This window comes from Pseudomonas sp. P1_F7, assembly GCF_056405655.1.
Genome location: NZ_JBFUBR010000004.1, coordinates 328,767 through 347,884, shown reverse-complemented (window position 1 = coordinate 347,884; position 19,118 = coordinate 328,767). Strand labels below are relative to the sequence as shown.

Genomic DNA, 19,118 nt, shown 5'->3' with positions numbered 1-19,118 from the left:
CGGCAATCGAGGGCTTGATGATGAATCTTCGTATTCAGCGGCCGTTCACTTCGACGCCAAGGCGCCAGGAAGGATCGGTGAGCGTATTGATGGTGATCGCGTTGGCGGCGATGGCCATGATGGCGGCGTTGGCTTTGGACGGCGGGCATATGATGCTGAACAAAACGCGCCTGCAGAATGCGGTGGACGCCGCCGCCCTGAGTGGCGCCAGAACCCTGAGTCAGGTGGAGGGTGGCATCAACAGTGCCAGCACGACGCGTACCGCCGCGCTCTTTACGCTCATACAGAATGCCAATGCCACGGGCAACAACGAATTGGCCACGGCGGTCGGCGGCAACGCCGGTGCATTTGCAGTGGTGGAACTGGCAAGCAGTGTCTATGGCCCGTTCTCCTATCCCGGGCCGGCTGATGCCAAATACGTTCGGGTATCGGTACCGAGCTATAACCTGACGGGATTTTTCTGGAACTTCGCCCAGACATTCGGCTCTGGCGGCCTGGGAGCCAAAGCGGTGGCGGCGATTGCCACCGCGGGACCCAGCCCTACCAGCCCCTGCGATCTCGCGCCTTTGATGGTCTGTGGCGACCCGACTCAATACAACCCGGGCGCTGGTATGTTCTGGGGCTTCCAGTTTGGTGATTTGAAGGTATTGAAGACGGCTTCCGGCAATAATTCGCCCATTGGTCCAGGCAACTTTCAGTTGCTCGATTTTGGCTCGGGCGGCAATGCGGTCAGGGAGGAGATGGCCGGAGGCGGCAAGGTCTGCCGCAGTGTGGGAGACAACGTGGCGACCGAACCTGGCAACAAGGTCGGCCCTGCGTCTCAAGGCCTGAATACTCGCTTCGGCATCTACGAAGGCGGCCAGATCAGTGCCTCGGCCTATCCGCCGGACCTGGTGACCTCGTCCAGTACCCCCGCAATCACTGACGACGGCACAGGCCCGAAGTACCAGGGGCAAACCGTCACCTCGAGCAATGGCACCCTCACGGCGGGCGGCAACGCGATACTGGACTATAACGACTGGCGTACGAGCGTTGCCGCGTGTGTGGCAGGGGCCAGTGGCTGTGAGAGCAATGGGGTGTTCGAGCGCCGGATGCTGAAAATCGTGGTGGGCAACTGCGCCGGGAAAAATAATGGTTCAACCTCGATCCCCGTCCTCGGTTTTGGCTGTTATTTCGTGGTGCAGCCCATGGACGGCGGCGGCGGGGAAGCGGAGATCTTCGGACAGTTCGTGAAGGAGTGCGAAGGCGACAACGTGGCCGGCCCCTCGCCGTCAACCGATTCCGGCCCGCAGATCATTCAGCTCTACAAAACCTATCTCAACGGCAGCGGCACTCCGAGCACTGACTCGTAGGAGGCGTCATGAGACGTCACGGATTTAAATATCGGCAGCGCCAGCAAGGCCTGGCCATAGTGGAATTCACCCTGGTCCTGCCGGTGTTGCTGTTGCTATTACTGGCCTTCGGCGAGTTCGGCCGCATGCTCTATCAGTACAACCTGCTGCTGCAGGCCAGCCGCGATGCCGACCGTTTCGTCGCCAGCAATGCCTGGAACTCGACGCTGGGTGCGGTCGCTCTGAGCGATACGCTACTGACCCAGACGAAAAACGTTGCGGTGTATGGCGTGCCGGCTAACACCGGGACCGCTGTGGTGTCAGGGTTGACGACTGACAACGTGGACGTCGCGGCAGTGGGCACAGACCATGTGCGGGTCACCATCACTTACACGTTCTGCCCGGTGATTGGCGCTGGCAATTGCGCCGGAGCGCTTCCCGGTTTTTTTGGTAATCAGATTGCACTGGGCATTCCGCTGGTCGCCACTACCGTGATGAGGGCCTTGTGATGAATAGAAAACATATGCGCGGCACCTACACGGTGGAGTTCGCCGTCATTGGTCTGCTGGTGTTCACACTGTTGTTCGGCGTAGTGGAAATGGGCCGCCTGTACTTTACGGTCAATGCGCTGGATGAAGCCGTGCGCCGTGGTACGCGCCTGGCGGCGGTGTGCAATATCAGCGATCCGGTGGTGTTGCGGCGAGCGATTTTCAATGCCGCGACTGACGCAGGTACGAGCAAACTGATCGGCAATCTGGCCACCACCCACCTGACGTTGACCTATCTGGACGTAAACGGTGCTCTGGTGGCCAACCCCGCTGACCTGGTCAGCGTCAATGGTTTTCGTGCCATCCGCTATGTCCGGTTGAGCCTGCAAAACTTCGTTTTCAATCTGTTCATTCCCGGGTTCGGCGTGCCCATTACCTTGCCCGCATTCAGGGCAACGTTGCCACGTGAAAGCCTCGGGCGTCATTCCGACTCCGGGGAGATCACGCCATGCTGAATACCAGGGACACGCCACTCTCCAGTTCGACCGGCAAAGCCGGGCTCAGGCTGCTGATCAGCAGCCGTGATGCCACGTCGTTGCGCGACCTGCAAGGCGTCTGCCAACGCATGCCCAGCCTGGAGGTGAGTACTCGGCTGGTGAGTAACGGGCATGTCGACCCACTCTACGGTCTGGACCGGATGCCCGATCTGTTGCTGTTGCGCGTCAGCCACCTGTGGCGCGAGGAGCTGGCGGCCCTGTTGCAGCGCCCGGCCCATGAGCGTCCGCCGATGTTGGTGTGCGGGCTGCTGAGCGAACAGGAAGGCATGCGCCTGGCGATGCAGGCCGGCGCCCGTGACGTGCTGCCGGAACCCGTCGCCGAGACCGAACTGGTCGCCGCCTTGAATCGGTTGGTCATGGAGGTTCGGACCGGCAGCGGGACAGAAGGGAAATTGCTCGCCGTGATCAGCGCCAAGGGCGGATCCGGCGGCACCATGCTGGCTTGCAACCTGGCTCAGCAGCTCAGCATGAAGGCTGGCAGTACCCTGTTGCTGGACATGGACCTGCAATTTGGCAGCGTGACGCATTATCTGGATGTGGCGCAAACGCACAGCCATCTTGAGGTGTTGCATCAGATCGACGGCATGGACAGTGTTGCGCTACGCGGTTTTTGCAGCCACTTCAGCCCGACCTTGCATGTGCTGGGTGGCCGGGCCGGTGAGCTGTGTCTGCCGCAGGATGCCCAACCCGAGCAACTTGATACCCTGATGCAGTTGGCCCGCGCCAGCTATGACTGGGTAGTGATCGATCTGCCGCGGCAAATCGACCACCTCACCGGTTCCGTGCTGGAACAGGTGGATAGGGTGTACGTGGTGGTGCAGCAGAGCGTCAGCCATCTGCGCGATGCCAGCTCCCTGGTGCGGATTCTTCGCGAAGACCTGGGCGTGCGTGGGGATCAATTGCAGATAGTGGTCAACCGCTATGACAAGACGGCAGCGGTCAGCCTCAAGGATATCGGCGAGGCGCTGCGCTGCACGAACCTGTCGAAATTACCCAACGACTTCAACCTGGTCAGCCAGAGTCAGAACACTGGCGTGCCGTTGGGTCTGCATGCGCCGAAGGCGGCGATCACCGTTGCCCTGCGCAACGTGGCCGATGACCTGCTCGGCAACCAGATGGCTGGAAACAAAGGCGTGTTCAAACGCGCCTTCAACCGTTTTTTCGGGGGGTGACCCATGATCAGCGACTTTCGTAACCGCTTGCGCAAACAGTCCGGTAAACCCGCCTCATCGCCGGCTAACCAGCCGGGTGATGACCTGCCGGATCCGGCAGAGGAAATAATGGCGTGGGAGCGCGCAACGCCGGACGTTCTTTACGAAACCAAAAGTCAGGTCACCCCGGTGGAAGCCGAGTGGCGAGAAAAGATTTACCAACAGTTGCTCAAGGTCATGGATCTGTCCTTGCTGGACTCCCTTGAACAGGCTGAGGCCACACGGCAGATTCGCGATATTTGCCAGCGCCTGCTCGATGAGCATTCGGCACCGGTGAGTACTTCCAGCCGCCAGTTGATCATCAAGCAGATCACCGACGAGGTGCTCGGTCTGGGGCCTCTGGAACCGCTGCTGGCCGATCACAGTGTGTCCGACATTTTGGTCAACCGGCATGACTCAGTGTATGTCGAGCGCTTCGGCAAGCTGCAACGCACCGATGTGCGTTTTCGCGATGATCGGCATTTACTGAACATCATTGACCGCATCGTTTCCAGCCTGGGTCGGCGTATCGACGAGTCTTCGCCGTTGGTGGATGCGCGGCTCAAGGACGGTTCGCGGGTCAACGCGATTATTCCGCCGCTGGCCATCGACGGCCCGAGCATGTCGATCCGGCGCTTTTCCGTGGACCTGCTCAATACCGACAGCCTGATCCAGGTGGGGGCGTTGACCCCGGCCATTGCCCTGCTGCTCAAGGCGATTGTCCGTGGGCGCTTGAACGTGCTGATTTCCGGCGGTACCGGCAGCGGCAAGACCACCATGCTCAATGTGCTGTCCAGTTTCATTCCGCACAACGAGCGGATCGTCACCATCGAAGACTCGGCTGAACTGCAACTGCAGCAGCCGCATGTGGTGCGTTTGGAAACCCGGCCTTCGAATATCGAGGGGCGCGGCGAGGTAAGCCAGCGGGAGTTGGTGCGCAACAGCCTGCGGATGCGGCCGGACCGTATTGTGATCGGCGAAGTGCGCGGCGCCGAGGCGCTGGACATGTTGACTGCGATGAACACCGGTCACGACGGTTCGCTGACCACGATCCACGCCAACACCGCACGCGATGCATTGGGGCGAATCGAGAACATGGTGTCGATGACCGGGGCGACCTTTCCGATCAAGGCCATGCGCCAACAGATCGCTTCGGCCATCGGAGTGGTCATCCAGCTGGAACGCCAGGAGGACGGCAAGCGCCGCCTGGTCAGCGTGCAGGAGATCAACGGCATGGAGGGCGAGATCATCACCATGACCGAAATCTTCTCCTTCGTGCGCCACGGCGTGAGCGAAAACGGCGAAGTACTCGGTGATTTTCGGCCCAGCGGCATGATTCCCGCCTTCCGCGATGTGCTGGCCAAGCGCGGCATCGAGTTGCCGCTTGCGATGTTCAGGCCTGAGTGGATGGAGGCACGGCAGTCATGAACAGTATTCCTGGTGAATTCATTCTGATATTCCTCGGCATGGTGTTTATTGCCGTCTTCCTCCTGTCCCAGAGCGTGGCTGTGCCGGTGTTTGGCGAGGCCGGCAAGATGCGCAAGCGCATCCGCGGCCGCCTGCACGTAATGGAGAAAGCCAATAATTTGCCCAACATGCAAACGGTGTTGAGGCAGAAGTACCTGACGCGTTTGTCGCCTCTGGAGGCCAGGCTTGAGCAGCTGCCCTTTATGGAAGCATTGACGCAGATGATTGAGCAGTCCGGGCACGAATACCGGGCCTATCGGGTATTGCTGCTCGGGCTGGTGCTGGGGGGCTTGGCGGGCATCTTGATCTGGATGGTTTCTCCAGTCTGGTGGATGGCGCTGGTGGCGGGGTTCGCGATTTTCTGGTTACCCATACTGAAAATCTCTCGCGACCGTGGCAAGCGTTTCGCTGAGTTCGAGGAAGGCCTGCCGGATGCACTGGATGCCATGTGCCGCGCTCTGCGCGCCGGGCACCCCTTCAACGAAACCCTGCGCCTGGTGGCCGAGGAACACAAGGGGCCGGTCGCTCATGAGTTCGGCCTGACCTTCGCCGATATCAACTATGGCAACGATGTGCGCCGGGCCATGCTCGGCCTGTTGGAGAGGATGCCCAGCATGACGGTGATGATGCTGGTGACCTCGATCCTCATCCATCGCGAGACCGGCGGCAATCTGACCGAGGTGCTGGAGCGTCTGAGTCGCCTGATTCGCGGGCGCTTTCGCTTCCAGCGCAAGGTCAAGACCCTGTCGGCGGAAGGGCGCATGTCGGCCTGGGTGCTGGTGGCTGTTCCCTTTGTGCTGGCGATCGCGATCATACTCACCACTCCCAGTTATTTGCCTGTGCTTATCAATGATCCCACCGGTCACAAGCTGATCATCGGGGCGTTCTGCGCCATGTTGATCGGGATTTTCTGGATTCGCAAAATCATCCGGATTCAGGTTTAAGCGGTATTCGCTACCGGGAGGTACAGGTCATGGATTTTTTACTCGGTTTGTTCAGTCGGGTCACGGGGAACGATGAGATGGCGCGCCTGTTGTTCCTTGGTGCGATCGGTTTGAGTACGGTACTTGCAGTCGGCGCAGTGATCCTGCTGATGATGGGGCTTCAGGATCCCGTGCAGCGTCGTCTGGCGCTGATCAAGCGTGGTCATTTAGGCAGCGCGACCGGGCAGGAAGCTCCGGGTAACCTGCAACTGTTGCTGGAGCGGGTCGGCCAGCGTTTTGCCTCGGCCGAATCGGCTCAGACGTCCGCCACCCAGACCCTGTTGATGCATGCCGGGTACCGTTCCTCGTCAGCGGTGCAGATCTACTGGGCGGTACGCTTGATGTTGCCGCTGTTATTGATCGGTATTGCGTTGCTGCTGTTGCCGATGATTCCCAAGATTTCCCTGACTATGGGGTTGCTGTTGGTGGTCATGGTGGCCGGTATCGGATGGTTGGTGCCAGCGCTGTATGTCGCCAAGCGCAAGCAGTTGCGACAAGGTCGGCTGCGTGCTGCGTTTCCGGATGCGCTGGATCTGATGGTGGTGTGCGTGGAGTCGGGGCTGGCCCTGCCCACGACCATCGAGCGGGTGGCTGAGGAGATGTTGGTCAGTCAGGTCGAACTGGCTGAAGAACTGGCCCTGGTCAATGCGCAAATCCGCGCGGGCATTTCCAGTACCGAGGCGCTCAAGCAACTGGCTGTGCGCACTGGTCTGGATGACGTACAAGGGCTGGTCAGCCTGTTGGCGCAGAGTATCCGCTTTGGTACCAGCGTGGCCGATACCTTGCGCATCTATGCCGATGAGTTCCGTGACCGGCGTACGCAGGCCGCCGAAGAGATGGGGGCGAAAGTCGGTACCAAGCTGATATTTCCGCTAATTCTCTGCCTGTGGCCGTGCTTTTTTCTGGTAGCCATCGGCCCAGCCCTGATCGGGGTGTTGAGAGCATTCGGGTGAGGTAAAACGGCCGGAGGCTGTCGAGCGCGATGGCCTCGCCATCCGAGCCTGATCTGCACTTGATCTACACGTCTCCCGCAGGCTGCGATCTTTTGAATTTTCTGGTAGGCAATTCGTTGCCTAGGCCTTTAATTCAGAAGATCGCAGCCTGCGGCAACTTCGGGGGTAATTCGGTAAGGATTGGATAATGTGTAGATACCACTGCTTTCCTGCGCACAACATCAAGCCCGGCTTTGCAGCCAGGCTACTCTGGACGACGCCAGAGGTTGATTACCCATCGACAAGCCTCAGTTGCCGATGGTCATTTGTCCCGCTGTATCCTGGTCATAAAATTCCGGAATCGGAAAGTTGAAGCTATTCAGCCAGCGCTGCATGGCCAGGTCACGTTCGGTGGCAGAAGCGGTTTGCAGGTGAGGGGAGGCAACCACACCGCGAATCTGCAGCTGCAACCACTGCTCGGTGCCTTGTTGATACGGCGAGGAGGGGCCCGGCTCAATGGCCCAGGCAGTGGTGGACAGGCAAGCCGTGCACAGGATCAACAGCCTTTTGGTATTCATCTCGACTCCTCTTGCGTTCTACTTGTTCGCACTGGTAGAGGCATCGGCTACCTCAGCCTTGCGATTGCCATCGGTAGCCACCACTTTTTTGGCGGAGGCCTTGAGTTTTTCCGCGCGGGTTTGAGCCTCTACGACTTGCTTGGGGCTCAAGTCGGCGCGGGTCACGAGTTCGGCAGCCGATTTCCAGTTATCCTGGTAGATCAGCAACGTCACCATATTGAGTGCCGCCAGTGTGTTTGCCTGCTTGAGCTCCATGGCGGTCATGAACTCGAAGCGTGCTTCAGGGATCCGTCGCTGATTGAGGTAGACGACCCCCAGGTCATTGCGCATCCTGTCGTCGGTGGGGGCCATCTGCACCGCACGCTCAAGGTGAGTGGCAGCGCTGGCGTTATCATTTTTGGCGGCGGCCAGTTGGCCCAGGCCAAGTTCCCCTTCAGCCGCCAGACAGGTGCCGAGCAAGCTTTCGTACAAGGGCTGCGCGTCGCCGCTACGCCCCATCAAACGCAGCACCCGAGCCTTGCGCAGGCGAACCTGGACCAGGCTATCGGGCATTCCTTCCAGATTCGCCAGGCTGGCATACAAACGGCCTTCGTCGGCCATGCTGTCGGCCAGGTTCAGGGCCAGTTCTTGCTCCGAATCGGGTTTGGCACAGCTGGCCGGTCGCGAAGGCATGCCGTTGCTGGCACAACCGGCAAGCATTAATGTCGCCGCTATTGCAATGACTGCTTTCATCGAATGTCCCCTGGCTACAACACGTTGAACGCCTGGCCAATGGCAATAAGGCTGGCCCGGCAAGCGTTCAACGTCACCGTTACGCGTGAGGGCGAGACAAGTCCGGTTCAGGCTCCGGTTCATTGCGAGAGCCCGCTGCGACTGTCGAAGTCGCCATTTTCCAGGAAGAACATGCGGTAGAAGTTCGGGTCGTAATTGCGTAGCTGTTCGCCAGGCAATGACGGTAGTTGTGCATTGGCCGCCAGTGGCTGGACCAGATGCGGGGTGACGATCATCAGCAGTTCGCGCTCTTCACGGTTGATGGTGTTGTCGCGGAAAAACGCGCCCAGAACCGGGATATCGCCCAGCCCCGGAAACTTGTTCACCTGGGAAGTGTTGCGGGAGCTGATCAGGCCGCTGATGACGAAGCTTTCGCCGTCGGCCAGGGAGATGCTGGTATCGGTACGGCGCACGGTCAGGGCCGGGACGACCGTGCCGGCGATGCTCACGGCGTTGGTGAAGTCCAGTTCACTGACTTCCGGTGCCACCTTCAACGCGATACGGTTTTTCCCGATGATGGTCGGCGTCAGGGTCAGGCGGATACCGAACTCCTTGTACTCGATGGACACGCTATCACTGCCTGAACTGGGCACCGGAATCGGTATTTCACCGCCAGCCAGGAAGCTCGCACTCTGCCCGCTGAGTGCTACCAGGCTTGGCCGCGCCAGGGTGTAGGCGAAACCGCTGCCCTCCAGCGCGTTGAGCGCCACCAGGGTATTGCCGGTAGCAAAAGTGAGGTTGAAGTTGTCGTTGTTCACCGGTATCACCGGCGTGACAATGCCGCCGATGGTGGGCAAGGTTCTCGGCGAGCCGAACAGGAAGTTGCCGCGGATGCCGAAAATCGAGGCGGAGGCTTCCTTGAGCTTGGTCCGGCTGACTTCAACGAAGCGGATATCGGTCTGCACCTGGCTCGGCAGCAGCGGGTCGTCGGAAGGCACCGACGGCACGCTGGTCAGCGCCGCTGTGGCTTTACCCTTGACGAACACCATGCTTTGGCGCGGCGTTTTCGAGCAGGCGGTCCAGACCATCAGGCTGGTGGTCCCCGGTGCAAGGCCCGTGAGTATGAACGCGTTGCTGCCGCTGGGTTGCACGTCGGCAATTTTCGGGTCACCCACCGCCAGTTGCGTTACCGCAACGGGGCTACGCAGTTCACTCTGCAGCCCCTGACCGACCTCGTACGTTGTCGGCCAATTGTCCAGTTGCGGGCAATTGGCCGACGCGGCCTGAGCCGCATCCACGCTGAGGCCCATCCAGAACAGGCCATGGAAAATTCGCTTGAAAGCGGGCACGGTACGAAAGCTCATTAAGTACATCCTCACTGGATGGGCCGTCTTTAGGCGGACTGAGTTGTCTCGGATCACTTCACGGGGATCGGGCTATCCCCTCCAATGCGCCAGGCCACTCATCCATGGCCCTGGCTTTATTCCTTGCGTGATACACACGAGCGGGCGCAATTCGCTGATCTGGCTGGACAGCGAGCGACCTTTGCAAAAACTGTTTTTAGTGATCCGCATACCTGGACTGCCCGTCAAAGCGATACTCGCGGCTATGGACGGCACCGTCCGCCGACCTGGCGCCCCCGGAAAGTAGTCGGCAATGAAGGTACAGAGCCGGAAAACGCCTGCCAGGATCATGGTGAGGTAACTCCTTTTGCCAATCCGCTGTCTGATCACTGAAGCTGACGTGGAAAATCGAGCCGTCATGACTTCTTATTGTTTGAAGGTAGTTCAATCAAACCAAAGTGCCATGAATTTAAAGAAAACCATGGTGCAAAGACTGGAGATAGGCGGGTGGGCAGGGTCGTAGCGCAGTGCGGTTGCCTGATGTTGACGGGGCGTGCTGAAGCAAAAAAAAGGCCCGCCAGTCTGACTGAGCGGGCCTTTTGCGTTCCGGGCAATGCTTGCATCGATAAAATCAGGCGTCCCACCAACGCCCTGTGCTCAGTCGACGAGGTAGTGGACGGACAGCGTGCCTTTCTTTTGCGAAAGGCTGTTGATCGTGACCGCACCCAAATCTTTCAGGCTACGTACATGGGTGCCGCCGCAACCGTAGGCGGGCAGTTCACCGAAGCCGATTTCCCGGACGCCTTCGCGCAGTGACGTCAGGCGCGGCAGGTCGTGGGCGATCCACTGCCCGATGCCATGTTCAATGGTCTGGGCCTCAACGTCCTGCGCTGAATTACCCGGCTTGAATTGCACACGGCCTTCACCAGGCCAGTGATGCGCCTTGATCGGTATCCAGCCCATGGCTTGTACAAAGTGGCCGATCAAATGCCCGGCCGAATGCATGCGCGTGTTGAACAACCGGCACTGCTCGTCGACGCGGATTTGCGTCATCCCGGTTTTTACCGGCTGGTCGACAAAATGAATGATCCGCTCGGGATCCTGAACCACGCGCAGCACCTGGCTTTCGCCGATCCAGCCAGTGTCAGAAGGCTGTCCGCCACCCTGAGGGTGGAACAGGGTAGCTCGCAAGACCACGGCAAATTCGTTTTCGCAGGGGGTGCATTCCAGGACTTCCACGTTGGCCTTGAGCTCATCGCTATGGAAAAAAAGGCGCAGCGTCATATTTCAGGCTCGAATTGAATGTCTGTTTTTCATTATAGGAAACCTGTAAACACGTGATAATCAGGCCAAACATCAAAGGACTTTTGCGCTGTGAGCATAAATCTTCCGCTGCCGCTGCTGGGTGAGATGGCGATTTTCGTCAAGGTTGTCGAGACGGGCAGTTTCTCCGAGGCGGCTCGTCAGTTGGGTACTTCGCCCTCGGCGGTCAGTCGTAGCATTTCGCGTCTAGAGAAGGCGCTCGCGACCCGATTGCTGCAACGAACCACGCGCAAGTTGCGCCTGAGCGACGGTGGCGAGGAGGTGTTCAAGCGCTGCCAGGAAATGGTCAATGCCGCCCGGTCAGTGATGGAAATCAGTGGTCAGTTCACGGACGAACCCGAGGGACTGGTGCGTATCAGCGTGCCGAAAGCGGTAGGCCGGATCGTGATTCACCCGCATATGCCGGAGTTCTTGCGCCGTTATCCCAAGGTGGACGTGGAGCTGTTGCTTGAGGACCGTCAGGTCGATTTGATCGACGATCACGTCGACCTGGCGATTCGCATCACCGACCGGCCGCCTGCGGGGCTGGTGGGGCGGCGGTTGCTGACTATCGACCATTTGCTCTGCGCCACACCACAGTATCTGGCCGAACACGGTACGCCGACTCACCCCCATGACTTGCTCAATCACAGTTGCATTTACCTGGGCGAAACCCCGAGCGATGCGCGCTGGAAATTCAAGAAGGGCAGCCAATCGGTCACCGTCGGTGTGCGTGGGCGATACGCCGCCAATCACACCGGTGTACGTTATGGCGCGGTGTTGCAGCACATCGGGATTGGCAGCCTGCCGTATTTCACGGCGCGCCATGCCCTGGAGAAAGGGTTGATGGTGCAAGTGCTGCCGGACTGGACCTTTCTCGCGTCCTACCACGGCGGTGCCTGGTTGCTGCATTCGCCAACCCGATACCTGCCGCCCAAGCTACGGGTGCTGATTGATTACCTGGTGGAGTGTCTGGAGAAGGAGCCGACGTTGGGCAAGCCAGGCAAGTCGAATGGTCCGGGTTGGTCCCCATCGGAATATGAACTGCCGGAGAGTGACGGCTTGTTCTGAACACAAAAAAAGGCCCGCATGTTCAACCATGCGGGCCTCTTGCATGTTCACTCGGGGATCAGTGCTTGCTGTCCTGGTTCGACAGCGCCAGCAGCTGCTTTTCCTGGTTCCAGTCGAAAGGTTCGTCGTTCTGTTCGGCTTCGAAGCGGCGTTCTTCCAACGCTTGATACAGGTCGATTTCTTCATCGGACAAGTAGTGCAGGCAGTCACCGGCGAAATACCACAGCAGATCCCGTGGAATCAGGTGGGCGATTTGCGGATAACGGGAAATGACTTGAGTCAGGATGTCCTGGCCCAGGTATTGGCTTTCGATCGGATCGATCGGCAGTGACGCAAGCAGTTCGTCGAAGCGCTCAAGGAACAAGGCATGGCTTTCTTCGGGAACCTGCTCGGCCTCACCTACGGCGACCAGGATGCTGCGCAGGTGGTCGAGTAAAACGAGATGATCGGCAACGATGTTGGACACGAGATAAGTCCTCAAGAGCAAAACGGGCGCGGGAGTATAAAGCGCCTGCGCCCGTTTTTACATGTCTGGAGGGATCAGCGGACTTTTCCCTTGGCCAGTGCCAAAGCCTTTTGGTCAAAGTCATCGACGTCGATCACTTTGCGCCGGGCCGCTTCGGCTTCACGCAGGGTTTGGGCCTCCACCGGCTGCAGCACGCCAGCCTCGAGCGCGGCATCGATCACCGACTCGCCGGCCAGCGGTTTGACCTGACCACTCTTGAGTGCCACGTGCAGCTTTTTCTGCAGCGGCTGTGCGGCGCTCAACAGATTGCAGGCGTGTTGCAATGCCCCGACCGGGTCGTCGCTCGCCTGTGGGCGATAGCAACCCTGGAGCAACTCCTCCAGGGCAGGGTCGCCCTTGGCGCGGCCAATCAACCCAGCGACTTCGGCACCGAGTTTGTCCGATGGCCCTTTGTGCCGGCGACCGAACGGGAACACGATCACTCGCAACAGACAGCCCACGACTTTGTTCGGGAAGTTGCTCAGCAGTTCATCCATGGCCCGTTCCGCCTGGCCCAGGCTTTCTTCCATGGCCCAGGTCAGCAGTGGTGTCATGTATTGCGGTGAGTCGAGATCGTTGTAGCGCTTGAGTGCGGCCGAGGCCAGGTAAAGGTTGCTCAGCACGTCACCCAGCCGTGCGGACAGGCGTTCGCGGCGTTTCAGTGCGCCGCCCAGCAACATCATGCTGAGGTCGGCGAGCAGGGCGAAAGCAGCGGCCTGACGGTTGAGGGCGCGGAAATAACCCTGGCTGAGCTTGTCGCCCGGGGTGTGTTCCAGGTGTCCGAAACCGAGATTGAGCACCAGTGTGCTGGCTGCGTTGCTCACGGCAAAGCCAATGTGCTTGAGCAGCAGGCCATCGAACTCTGTGAGCGCCTGATCCTTGTCTTCACGGCCGGCGAGGTCCATTTCCTTGAGGACGAAGGGATGGCAACGAATCGCGCCCTGGCCGAAGATCATCAGGTTGCGCGAGAGAATATTCGCGCCTTCGACGGTGATAAAAATCGGCACGCAGTTCCATTTGCGACCGAGGTAGTTGTTTGGCCCCATGATGATTGCCTTGCCGCCGTGCACGTCCATCGCATCGTTGATGCAGTCGCGGCCGCGCTCGGTCAGGTGGTATTTGAGAATCGCCGACAACACCGACGGTTTCTCGCCCAGGTCGACCGCATTGGCAGTCAGCATGCGGGCGGCGTCCATCATCCAGGTGTTGCCGCCAATGCGGGCCATGGCTTCCTGAATGCCTTCGAAAGCGGCAAGCGGCACATTGAACTGCTCGCGAACCTGAGCGTATTGGCCCGTTACCAGGCTGGTGAACTTGGCCATGCCGGTGCCCACCGCCGGCAGGGAAATCGAACGCCCGACCGACAGGCAGTTCATCAGCATCATCCAGCCTTTGCCGAGCATCTCCTGGCCGCCGATGAGGAACTCCAGCGGGACAAACACATCCTTGCCTGAGTTCGGGCCATTCATGAAGGCGGCACCCAACGGCAGATGTCGGCGGCCGATCTCGACACCGGCGGTGTCGGTCGGAATCAGTGCCAGGCTGATGCCCAGGTCTTCCTTGTCGCCCAGCAGGTGATCCGGGTCATAGGCCTTGAAGGCCAGGCCGAGGAGGGTGGCCACCGGGCCGAGGGTGATGTAGCGCTTTTCCCAGTTCAGGCGCAGGCCGAGGACTTCCTGCCCCTGCCATTCACCTTTGCAGATCACTCCGGAATCCGGCATGCCGCCAGCGTCGGAGCCGGCCAGCGGACCGGTGAGGGCAAAGCACGGGATGTCGTCGCCGCGTGCCAGGCGTGGCAGGTAATGATTGCGTTGTTCGTCGGTGCCGTAATGCAGCAACAGTTCGGCCGGGCCGAGGGAGTTGGGGACCATCACGGTGGAGGCGAGGTCGCCGCTGTGGCTCGCCAGTTTCATCGCCACTTGCGAGTGGGCATAGGCGGAGAAGCCCTTGCCGCCAAACTCCTTGGGGATGATCAGGGCGAAAAAGCCATTGTCCTTGATGAATGTCCAGGCCTCTGGCGGCAGGTCCATGGTTTGACCGAGCTGCCATTCAGTGACCATGGTGCAGAGTGTTTCGGTCGGCCCGTCGATGAACGCCTGTTCCTCTTCGTTCAATTGCGCTTTGGGATAGGACAGCAGTTTGCTCCAGTCCGGACGGCCACTGAACAGTTCGCCATCCCACCAGACCGTGCCGGCGTCGATGGCGTCGCGCTCGGTTTGCGACATGGGTGGCAGGGTTTTCTGGAACCAGTTGAACATCGGCGCGCTGAACAATTTGCGGCGCAGGTCGGGCAGCAGCAAGGGCGCGGCGACGGCGGCGATCAACACCCAGAAAACCAGCAGCAACCAGCCCGGCGCGCGGCTGAACGCGCCCATTGCCACGACATAGACAGCCACAATGACCAGGGTGGGCAGCGGGGCGATGCGGCGGTGGGCCAAATAAGCAATCCCGACCAGCAGAACCAGTATCCACAACAGCAGCATATTCATTCCTCCGTGAAACCAGGGCGAACCAGCCCACAGAGCTTAGACGGCATCCGCGAAACAGGCTGGTTGGAGCGATGTGATTGGAATCGTGGGAAAAGCATTGATTGAGCGAGCGGCAAAGCGCCCATGTTTGGCCGAAATGTCGTTATCTCTGTGCTGAAGCTCTCGCTAGACTCGGGGCTTCCCCAGGAGATTATTCTCATGCACGAGTATCTGAGTCCCGGCCGCTTCATCGATAGTGACCATCCGTCCGTGGTGGAGTTCGCCGAACAACACCGTGGCGCCAGTCGCGATCCGCTAGAGCAGGCGATCAATCTCTATTACGCTGTGCGCGAAGCGGTGCGCTACAACCCGTACACATTCAGCCGCGATCCGCAGACGCTGCGCGGCAGTTTTGCGCTGGCGGCCGGAGAGAGTTACTGCGTGCCCAAGGCCACGCTGTTGGCAGGTGCAGCGCGGCATTGCGGGATTCCCGCGCGGATCGGCCTGGCGGATGTGCGTAATCATTTGTCGACGCCACGGCTGCTTGAATTGCTCAAGAGCGACATGTTCGCCATGCACGGCTACACCGAGTTTTATTTGCAGGATCGCTGGGTCAAGGCGACACCCGCGTTCAACCGCAAACTCTGCGACCTGTTCAATGTGGCGCCACTGGAATTCGACGGGATCAACGACAGCGTTTTTCATCCCTTCAACCGCGATGGCGCGAAGCTGATGGAGTACCTCGTCGATCACGGCCAGTTCGCCGACGTACCTGAAGCGTTCTTTTTCGAACACCTGGAAAAATGCTATCCGCACCTGTTCGGTGAGCAACAGCAAGCGCTGTTGGGTGACCTGCAGAGCGATTTGAGTCGTGCCTGATCCGGCGTATGCTGCCTGCCCACTTACCGAAAAAGAGGCAGTCATGCTGAAGATCTGGGGTCGGAAAAACTCGTCGAATGTCAGAAAACCATTGTGGGCCGCCGAAGAGCTGGGGCTGGCCTACGAGGCGATTGATGCCGGTGGCGCCTTTGGTGTCGTCGATACGCCCGAGTACCGCGCCATGAATCCCAATGGCCGCGTGCCTGTCATTGAAGACGACGGTTTTGTGTTGTGGGAATCCAACGCCATCGTGCGTTACCTGATGGCCTTGCATGCTGACGGCACGGCCTGGTACCCGAACAATCCAAAGGCCCGCGCCATTGCCGATAAGTGGATGGACTGGACCACCTCAAGCTTTGCCGGCCCGTTCCGCACTGTGTTCTGGGGCGTGCTGCGTACCCCGGCAGACCAGCAGGACTGGCCCGCCATCAAGGCGGCGATCAAGGAATGCGACACGCTGCTGGCAATGGCCGATCAGGCGCTGGCGAATAAACCCTACCTGTCCGGAGACGAGATCGGCATGGGCGATATTCCCCTGGGCAGTTTCATTTATGCCTGGTTCGAGATGCCGATCGAGCGTGCGCCACAGCCGCATCTGCAGGCCTGGTACGCACGGTTGAAACAGCGTCCGGCGTATCGGAAGGCCGTCATGACCGCGTTGACTTAATACTCACTATCGACACACTTGACTGTACTTGTGTGGCGGCGACAAGCACCATTGCGCTCATGCGACGTGGTTGCAAAGCGCGCCGCCCGTCCTTACCTGACCCTTTCTTCCCTTCTTGGTGCGTAAATCAGATATGAGTTCCGCTCTGTCCATCCGGCAGCTAACCAAAACCTACGGCAACGGTTTCCAGGCCCTGAGTGGTATCGATCTGGATGTCGCCGAAGGTGACTTTTTCGCCTTGCTTGGCCCGAACGGCGCCGGCAAATCCACGACCATCGGCATTCTCTCGACCCTGGTGAACAAGACCAGCGGCACGGTGAATATCTTCGGTCACGATCTGGACAGGAATCCTGCGCAGCTCAAACGCTCCATCGGCGTGGTGCCTCAGGAATTCAACTTCAACCAGTTCGAAAAGACCTTCGACATCGTCGTGACCCAGGCCGGCTACTACGGCATCCCGGCGAAAATCGCCAAGGAACGCGCCGAACAGTACCTGACCCAGCTCGGCCTGTGGGACAAGAAGGATGTGCCGTCGCGTTCGCTGTCCGGCGGCATGAAGCGGCGCCTGATGATCGCCCGTGCGCTGGTGCATGAACCGCGCCTGCTGATCCTCGACGAACCGACTGCCGGGGTGGACATCGAACTGCGTCGCTCGATGTGGAGCTTCCTCACCGAGCTGAACCAGAAAGGCATCACCATCATCCTCACGACCCACTACCTGGAAGAGGCTGAGCAGTTGTGCCGCAACATCGGCATCATCGACCACGGCACCATCGTCGAGAACACCAGCATGAAGCAGTTGCTCAGCCAATTGCATGTGGAAACGTTCCTGCTGGATATGAAGAACACGTTGCAAGTGGCGCCGCAGTTGCTCGGCTACCCGTCCCGGCTGATCGACAGCCATACCCTGGAAGTCCAGGTAGACAAGTCCATGGGCATTACCGCGCTGTTCACTCAGTTGGCACAGCAGAACATCGAAGTGCTGAGCCTGCGTAACAAAACCAATCGCCTCGAGGAGTTGTTCGTGTCCCTGGTGGAGAAAAATCTGTCGAAGGTGGCGGTATGAGTTCCGAGCTGCGCCCCAACCTCGTTGCCCTCAACACCATCGTTTACCGTGAAGTCCGGCGTTTCACCCGGATCTGGCCGCAGACCTTGCTGCCGCCGGCCATCACCATGGTCCTGTACTTCGTGATCTTCGGTAATCTGATCGGTCGGCAAATCGGCGACATGGGTGGCTTCACTTATATGGAGTACATCGTGCCGGGGCTGATCATGATGTCGGTGATCACCAACTCCTACGGCAACGTGGTGTCGAGTTTCTTCGGCAGCAAATTCCAGCGGTCCATTGAAGAATTGATGGTCTCGCCGCTGTCGCCGCACACCATTCTGATCGGCTACACCCTGGGCGGCGTGCTGCGCGGGTTGATGGTGGGGATCATAGTGACCCTGCTGTCGTTGTTCTTCACCCATTTGCAGGTGCATCACCTGGGCGTGACCATTCTGGTGGTGGTGCTGACCGCGACGATCTTCTCGCTGCTGGGCTTCATCAACGCCGTGTTTGCGCGCAACTTCGATGACATTTCGATCATCCCGACTTTCGTGCTGACACCACTGACCTACCTGGGCGGGGTGTTCTATTCGATCACCTTGCTGCCGCCGTTCTGGCAGACCGTGTCCCTGGCCAACCCGGTGCTGCACATGGTCAACGCGTTCCGTTACGGCATCCTCGGCGTATCGGATATCCGCATCAGCGTGGCGATCGCCTTCATGTTGGTCGCGACCGTGGTGTTGTATCTCGGTTGTGCGCGGTTGCTGGTTAGCGGGCGCGGGATGCGTACCTGAGGACGACCGAGTCGTCTGCATCGCGAGCAAGCTCGCTCCCACAGGGGATCTACTTTGCGACATGGATCGAGTGTGGGAGCGAGCTTGCTCGCGATGGCGTCAGCCCAGACACCGCAAAAAAACGGCCTCCCAAGTGGAGGCCGTTTTGCATTTATCACATCCGGCTTTTCTTGCGCCGCTTCCATTGCCTGGCCACCCACCAGCGCCAGTACATCATTACCAGGAAGTAGGCCAGTGCCCCGAGTACCAGCCCCGTTACTACCGAACCGAGCAGAAACGGTTGCCACAAGGTCGAGATTTCACCCCTGATCCACTCCCAGGTCAGCGAGTCCGGCAACTGCCGGGCGGGAACGTCCATCAGCCAGGCGCCGGCCTGGTAGGTGCAGAAGAAAACCGCGGGCATGGTGATCGGGTTGGTCAGCCAGACCAGGCTCACGGCAATCGGCATGTTGCCGCGCACGATGATGGCGAGGATTGCCGCCAGCAGCATCTGCAGCGGGATTGGCAGGAACGCGGCGAACAGACCCACCGCCATGGCGCGGGCAACGGAGTGGCGGTTGAGGTGCCACAGGTTCGGGTCATGCAGCAGCGTGCCGAGAAAGCGTAAGGACTTGTGTTCCCTGATGCTCATCGGGTCTGGCATGTAACGTTTGAATAAGCGCCGGGGCATAAGGTTTCTCGGTCGGTCAGGGCGGCAAGTATGTCTGGATTCTATGAGCTGCCCATTCAGACTTTGTGACAATTATTGACGACGCCCATGCGACGGGCGGGCTAAGCCTTGGAGGGTACTCTCAAGGACGGGCT

General features: G+C 59.5%; 19 protein-coding genes. 12 read left to right on the top strand and 7 right to left on the bottom strand.

Annotation, left to right across the window (positions count from 1 at the left end; all coding sequences use genetic code 11):
- Window positions 1-17: 17 nt before the first annotated feature.
- Genes AC1D1M_RS07865 through AC1D1M_RS07835 form a run of 7 tightly spaced genes read left to right on the top strand, consistent with a single transcriptional unit; the run spans window position 18 to window position 6,969 of the window.
- The gene (locus AC1D1M_RS07865) at window positions 18-1,352 is read left to right on the top strand and encodes a TadE/TadG family type IV pilus assembly protein (protein ID WP_477775189.1); all 1,335 of its coding nucleotides are present in this window, start codon (window positions 18-20) and stop codon (window positions 1,350-1,352) included.
- Between the two features lie 8 nt (window positions 1,353-1,360).
- Complete coding sequence (locus AC1D1M_RS07860) at window positions 1,361-1,840, top strand: TadE/TadG family type IV pilus assembly protein (RefSeq protein WP_477775188.1); 480 nt, start codon at window positions 1,361-1,363, stop codon at window positions 1,838-1,840.
- A complete protein-coding gene (locus tag AC1D1M_RS07855) occupies window positions 1,840-2,334 on the top strand; it encodes a TadE/TadG family type IV pilus assembly protein (RefSeq protein ID WP_477775187.1) in 495 nt (164 codons plus the stop codon). Before AC1D1M_RS07860 ends, AC1D1M_RS07855 begins: the two co-directional genes overlap by 1 nt.
- The gene (locus tag AC1D1M_RS07850) at window positions 2,328-3,548 is read left to right on the top strand and encodes an AAA family ATPase (RefSeq protein WP_477775186.1); all 1,221 of its coding nucleotides are present in this window, start codon (window positions 2,328-2,330) and stop codon (window positions 3,546-3,548) included. Before AC1D1M_RS07855 ends, AC1D1M_RS07850 begins: the two co-directional genes overlap by 7 nt.
- Window positions 3,549-3,551: 3 nt before the next feature.
- Window positions 3,552-4,994 carry a CpaF family protein gene (locus AC1D1M_RS07845; RefSeq protein ID WP_477775185.1) on the top strand — a complete coding sequence of 481 codons (1,443 nt, stop codon included), beginning with the start codon at window positions 3,552-3,554 and terminating at the stop codon, window positions 4,992-4,994.
- Window positions 4,991-5,977 carry a type II secretion system F family protein gene (locus AC1D1M_RS07840; RefSeq protein ID WP_477775184.1) on the top strand — a complete coding sequence of 329 codons (987 nt, stop codon included), beginning with the start codon at window positions 4,991-4,993 and terminating at the stop codon, window positions 5,975-5,977. The genes AC1D1M_RS07845 and AC1D1M_RS07840 overlap by 4 nt, the downstream gene beginning before the upstream one ends.
- Window positions 5,978-6,006: 29 nt before the next feature.
- Window positions 6,007-6,969 (top strand): type II secretion system F family protein, encoded by a 963-nt coding sequence (locus tag AC1D1M_RS07835; protein ID WP_477775183.1) that lies wholly within the window; start codon window positions 6,007-6,009, stop codon window positions 6,967-6,969.
- A gap of 287 nt (window positions 6,970-7,256) precedes the next feature.
- Here the strand turns inward: AC1D1M_RS07835 and AC1D1M_RS07830 are convergent, their stop codons facing one another.
- From AC1D1M_RS07830 to AC1D1M_RS07815, 4 genes are all read right to left on the bottom strand, one after another.
- On the bottom strand, window positions 7,257-7,526 hold the full coding sequence (locus tag AC1D1M_RS07830) for a DUF3613 domain-containing protein (RefSeq protein ID WP_057400375.1): 270 nt from the start codon (window positions 7,524-7,526) through the stop codon (window positions 7,257-7,259).
- Between the two features lie 18 nt (window positions 7,527-7,544).
- A complete protein-coding gene (locus tag AC1D1M_RS07825; protein WP_477775182.1) occupies window positions 7,545-8,258 on the bottom strand; it encodes a tetratricopeptide repeat protein in 714 nt (237 codons plus the stop codon).
- 119 nt (window positions 8,259-8,377) lie between these two features.
- On the bottom strand, window positions 8,378-9,601 hold the full coding sequence (locus AC1D1M_RS07820; RefSeq protein ID WP_477775181.1) for a type II and III secretion system protein family protein: 1,224 nt from the start codon (window positions 9,599-9,601) through the stop codon (window positions 8,378-8,380).
- Between the two features lie 636 nt (window positions 9,602-10,237).
- Window positions 10,238-10,864 (bottom strand): alanyl-tRNA editing protein, encoded by a 627-nt coding sequence (locus tag AC1D1M_RS07815; protein ID WP_477775180.1) that lies wholly within the window; start codon window positions 10,862-10,864, stop codon window positions 10,238-10,240.
- A 90-nt stretch (window positions 10,865-10,954) separates the two neighbouring features.
- On the opposite strand from AC1D1M_RS07815, the gene AC1D1M_RS07810 reads away from it, so the two are divergent.
- A complete protein-coding gene (locus tag AC1D1M_RS07810; protein WP_477775179.1) occupies window positions 10,955-11,953 on the top strand; it encodes a LysR family transcriptional regulator in 999 nt (332 codons plus the stop codon).
- Window positions 11,954-12,011: 58 nt separating this feature from the next.
- On the opposite strand, the gene AC1D1M_RS07805 is transcribed toward AC1D1M_RS07810, so the two are convergent.
- Both AC1D1M_RS07805 and AC1D1M_RS07800 read right to left on the bottom strand, forming a co-directional pair.
- Window positions 12,012-12,419 carry a PA2817 family protein gene (locus AC1D1M_RS07805; RefSeq protein WP_007991629.1) on the bottom strand — a complete coding sequence of 136 codons (408 nt, stop codon included), beginning with the start codon at window positions 12,417-12,419 and terminating at the stop codon, window positions 12,012-12,014.
- Window positions 12,420-12,493: 74 nt separating this feature from the next.
- Complete coding sequence (locus AC1D1M_RS07800) at window positions 12,494-14,941, bottom strand: acyl-CoA dehydrogenase (RefSeq protein WP_477775178.1); 2,448 nt, start codon at window positions 14,939-14,941, stop codon at window positions 12,494-12,496.
- 204 nt (window positions 14,942-15,145) lie between these two features.
- On the opposite strand from AC1D1M_RS07800, the gene AC1D1M_RS07795 reads away from it, so the two are divergent.
- From AC1D1M_RS07795 to AC1D1M_RS07780, 4 genes are all read left to right on the top strand, one after another.
- On the top strand, window positions 15,146-15,805 hold the full coding sequence (locus AC1D1M_RS07795; RefSeq protein WP_477775177.1) for a transglutaminase-like domain-containing protein: 660 nt from the start codon (window positions 15,146-15,148) through the stop codon (window positions 15,803-15,805).
- Window positions 15,806-15,848: 43 nt separating this feature from the next.
- The gene (locus tag AC1D1M_RS07790; protein ID WP_477775176.1) at window positions 15,849-16,472 is read left to right on the top strand and encodes a glutathione S-transferase family protein; all 624 of its coding nucleotides are present in this window, start codon (window positions 15,849-15,851) and stop codon (window positions 16,470-16,472) included.
- A 133-nt stretch (window positions 16,473-16,605) separates the two neighbouring features.
- Window positions 16,606-17,538: an ABC transporter ATP-binding protein gene (locus AC1D1M_RS07785; protein ID WP_008054108.1), complete on the top strand. Its 933-nt coding sequence runs from the start codon at window positions 16,606-16,608 to the stop codon at window positions 17,536-17,538.
- Complete coding sequence (locus AC1D1M_RS07780; RefSeq protein WP_007996641.1) at window positions 17,535-18,314, top strand: ABC transporter permease; 780 nt, start codon at window positions 17,535-17,537, stop codon at window positions 18,312-18,314. The genes AC1D1M_RS07785 and AC1D1M_RS07780 overlap by 4 nt, the downstream gene beginning before the upstream one ends.
- A gap of 154 nt (window positions 18,315-18,468) precedes the next feature.
- Here AC1D1M_RS07780 and AC1D1M_RS07775 read toward each other — a convergent pair whose 3' ends face one another.
- A complete protein-coding gene (locus AC1D1M_RS07775; protein ID WP_223456159.1) occupies window positions 18,469-18,984 on the bottom strand; it encodes a DUF2062 domain-containing protein in 516 nt (171 codons plus the stop codon).
- Window positions 18,985-19,118 lie beyond the last annotated feature (134 nt).

Coding starts and splice junctions, on each gene's coding strand:
- AC1D1M_RS07795 (WP_477775177.1), top strand. CDS start 15,146: ATGCACGAGTATCTGAGTCCCGGCCGCTTCATCGATAGTGACCATCCG.
- AC1D1M_RS07825 (WP_477775182.1), bottom strand. CDS start 8,258: ATGAAAGCAGTCATTGCAATAGCGGCGACATTAATGCTTGCCGGTTGT.
- AC1D1M_RS07845 (WP_477775185.1), top strand. CDS start 3,552: ATGATCAGCGACTTTCGTAACCGCTTGCGCAAACAGTCCGGTAAACCC.
- AC1D1M_RS07780 (WP_007996641.1), top strand. CDS start 17,535: ATGAGTTCCGAGCTGCGCCCCAACCTCGTTGCCCTCAACACCATCGTT.
- AC1D1M_RS07835 (WP_477775183.1), top strand. CDS start 6,007: ATGGATTTTTTACTCGGTTTGTTCAGTCGGGTCACGGGGAACGATGAG.
- AC1D1M_RS07820 (WP_477775181.1), bottom strand. CDS start 9,601: ATGAGCTTTCGTACCGTGCCCGCTTTCAAGCGAATTTTCCATGGCCTG.
- AC1D1M_RS07775 (WP_223456159.1), bottom strand. CDS start 18,984: ATGCCCCGGCGCTTATTCAAACGTTACATGCCAGACCCGATGAGCATC.
- AC1D1M_RS07850 (WP_477775186.1), top strand. CDS start 2,328: ATGCTGAATACCAGGGACACGCCACTCTCCAGTTCGACCGGCAAAGCC.
- AC1D1M_RS07860 (WP_477775188.1), top strand. CDS start 1,361: ATGAGACGTCACGGATTTAAATATCGGCAGCGCCAGCAAGGCCTGGCC.
- AC1D1M_RS07840 (WP_477775184.1), top strand. CDS start 4,991: ATGAACAGTATTCCTGGTGAATTCATTCTGATATTCCTCGGCATGGTG.
- AC1D1M_RS07815 (WP_477775180.1), bottom strand. CDS start 10,864: ATGACGCTGCGCCTTTTTTTCCATAGCGATGAGCTCAAGGCCAACGTG.
- AC1D1M_RS07865 (WP_477775189.1), top strand. CDS start 18: ATGATGAATCTTCGTATTCAGCGGCCGTTCACTTCGACGCCAAGGCGC.
- AC1D1M_RS07790 (WP_477775176.1), top strand. CDS start 15,849: ATGCTGAAGATCTGGGGTCGGAAAAACTCGTCGAATGTCAGAAAACCA.
- AC1D1M_RS07855 (WP_477775187.1), top strand. CDS start 1,840: ATGAATAGAAAACATATGCGCGGCACCTACACGGTGGAGTTCGCCGTC.
- AC1D1M_RS07785 (WP_008054108.1), top strand. CDS start 16,606: ATGAGTTCCGCTCTGTCCATCCGGCAGCTAACCAAAACCTACGGCAAC.
- AC1D1M_RS07830 (WP_057400375.1), bottom strand. CDS start 7,526: ATGAATACCAAAAGGCTGTTGATCCTGTGCACGGCTTGCCTGTCCACC.
- AC1D1M_RS07800 (WP_477775178.1), bottom strand. CDS start 14,941: ATGCTGCTGTTGTGGATACTGGTTCTGCTGGTCGGGATTGCTTATTTG.